The 2,490-nt window shown below is 44.0% G+C and carries 3 protein-coding genes and 1 pseudogene; 2 read left to right on the plus strand and 2 right to left on the minus strand.

Annotation, left to right across the window (positions count from 1 at the left end; translation table 11 throughout):
- Window positions 1-137: pseudogene (locus F6K49_RS41100) on the plus strand (imidazoleglycerol-phosphate dehydratase); the annotation flags it as partial.
- Window positions 138-540: 403 nt separating this feature from the next.
- On the opposite strand, the gene F6K49_RS41105 reads toward F6K49_RS41100, so the two are convergent.
- Window positions 541-822, minus strand: a complete 282-nt coding sequence (locus F6K49_RS41105; RefSeq protein ID WP_293106799.1) for a helix-turn-helix transcriptional regulator — start codon at window positions 820-822, stop codon at window positions 541-543.
- A 552-nt stretch (window positions 823-1,374) separates the two neighbouring features.
- Here F6K49_RS41105 and F6K49_RS41110 point away from each other — a divergent pair.
- Entirely contained in the window at window positions 1,375-1,839 is a 465-nt protein-coding gene (locus F6K49_RS41110) for a hypothetical protein (RefSeq protein ID WP_293106802.1), read from the plus strand.
- A gap of 122 nt (window positions 1,840-1,961) precedes the next feature.
- Here the strand turns inward: F6K49_RS41110 and F6K49_RS41115 are convergent.
- Window positions 1,962-2,490: adenylate/guanylate cyclase domain-containing protein (locus tag F6K49_RS41115; RefSeq protein WP_293106805.1), on the minus strand; the 529-nt coding region annotated here is incomplete at its 5' end.

A 2,490-nucleotide genomic window follows, 5' to 3' on the forward strand; every position in this document is an offset into this window, starting at 1 on the left:
TCCGCCAACTAGATGGGATCAATTCACATCATATTATTGAAGCGACATTCAAGGCATTTGCCAGAGCAATGCGCATGGCTGTGGAAATTGATCCTCGTCGTGCAGGGATGATTCCAAGCTCTAAGGGAGTTTTGTAAGCGATGCAGCGCGGTCTTGGGGGTTCCCCCCATGAGCGACTGCATCAAGACAAAGCTATCGAGAAATCCTAAACGTTTAAAACAAACAAAAAGCCATGGGACTAAGAGTTCCACAGCTTTTAGACTGGTCTAAGGAGCATTAACTACATTTGATCGTAGAGTACACTAACCGTGGGCATAGTCCTCGTAACAGTTTTGGTAACGAATTTGGTAACGAAATGGTTTTTACTCAGCTATAATCCAAACGAGGATTTACCAAAGCGCAAAGCGCATTGTGCAGATCGTTGTGAGAGTCAAACGACTAGCGTAGTGCTGACCCTAGCCAACCAATTATAGGCAGCCAGCCGTTGCAATCGGAGCCTCATTCAGACCTAGCCAAAGGCCAAGATTACACCTTTGAGTTTTATAAAAATCTGGGATTATGTGGTATCATTCTGGATGGTTTAATTTCATTTTCATTCTGGTGTTTCAGCTCAGTGGCAATGATTAGCTGATCAAGGGTGCAGTTGAGCTTTTCCATGATTAACTTAGTCTGCCAAAAGGAGAGCTTAGGCTGCATTTTGCCCCTTTCCCAAATGGAAATGGTTTTCTGGGTTACTCCAAGGGCTTCAGCAAGTTCTCGCTGAGTTAAGCCAACTTGCTGGCGCAACTTTAGTAGGGTTATGTCATGATGTTCACGTAGCATTATACTTTAATGTATAGTTTTCAAAGCCATATCATCAACGGTATGAACAAAAACAGATAATAGCAGGTAGCCAAAAACTGCTTTTGCTTTTTGAAACCTAATCATAACGCTTCCAGGTTATTTAACCCAGCCATCCTTAAATCTACAAATAACAGCTCAATCCGTTATACGTCATCCACCTGCAGTCAAATATGGCTCCTGGTTGGCTGATAGTAAGGTTGCTTTAATGGCAAAAAGCCATCACTCCACCACCAGACTTAGCGATGCAGCGCGGTCTTGGGGAGGCAGCGCGGTCTTGGGGGTCTCCCCCATGAGCGACTGCCGTGGTTTCCCCCATGAGCGACTGCATCAAGAAGAGAAAAATAGAAAAGACTTAGGTGAGCCGCTATTGGATTAAACGGTGCGACCCGTGGCGAATTTAATTACGGGTCAAGCGCACCGGGTAGGTGTCAGCTGACCTGCTATCCTGATAGAATGCCACCAAAGCTATTGATTTGATTTATCTTAGCGGGTGATTTATCTTGGTTTCAAATCCTGTACTGAAATAGTCTTATGACCGCTGTAACTCCCTTAGCTAATGCTCCGGATCTATCTACCGATAACTACCTGGTGGTGGGGTTAGCCACCTGCTTTATCAAAGAAGAGGGTGAAATTCATCAAGTTCAAGTTATTGAACCCATCCCCTCAGCCTCCCTAGAAGCACTGCTTAAAAGTGTTCCTACATCTTACTCAGTGGCTTGTGGTACGACACTAGGTAAAGTAATGTCAGGGGATAGCCTTTTTAAACCGGCTGAGTTTCCAGAGGATGCTCAGTTTTGCGATGATTTTACTAACCGAGCCTTCGCTGCTGCACGCACTTACAAGAGTTGTCCAGAAGCGATCGCTCATATTCCCCTTGGCACAACCTTTGATAACTTTAAATTTTCCACAGAACGCAAGCGGTTGCTAAATATGCAGCGAGTTGTTACTAAGGAAGATAATGTCAAACAGCATGAGTACACTCACAAGGTTCTTTAATCGTTAATCCATTAGTCCTTAGTTAATTTAAACAAGACTTAGGCTTGTACCCGTTGCTAAGCGCCTATTTTATGGGATATGGCCTTAACAATTTACTTTGACCAATCACTAAGGACTAACGACTATTTCTCTAACAACTTCCAGCCACCATCCCAGTCATCGTTAGGAGGTTCTTGAAGAAAGCGCTGACAACGGTTCAGGTGCAATACAGAGGCTTGGTCATGTTTGTCATATTTTTCTAGAACAGTGCCAAACTCACCCATGGCTAGGGCGAACTGTCGCTGGAGGTAATACTGACGGCCTTTGTAGTAATGTTCAATGATTCGTGCTTTGTACTCCGAAATCGGTTCAGATTTTAGGCCGACCAATTCATAAATGGATACTGGCTTGGTCTTGCCCTTAACAATTACCTTGTCCAATTCCCTAGCCCAGATCTGGTCAGCACAGGCTCTGTAAGTATTTTCACTAATTAGGATGTCGCAACCGTATTGCTTGCTAGCTGTTTCCAAGCGAGCACCTAAATTTACTCCATCACCAATAGAGGTAAACTCCATTCGTTTAGTTGAACCCATATTACCACTAATGACGCTATCGGAGTTGATGCCAATGCCGATCTTTAAAGGTTTTCGATTAGCTTCTTCACGTTGTTGA

It is taken from the genome of Moorena sp. SIO3I6 (assembly GCF_010672095.1).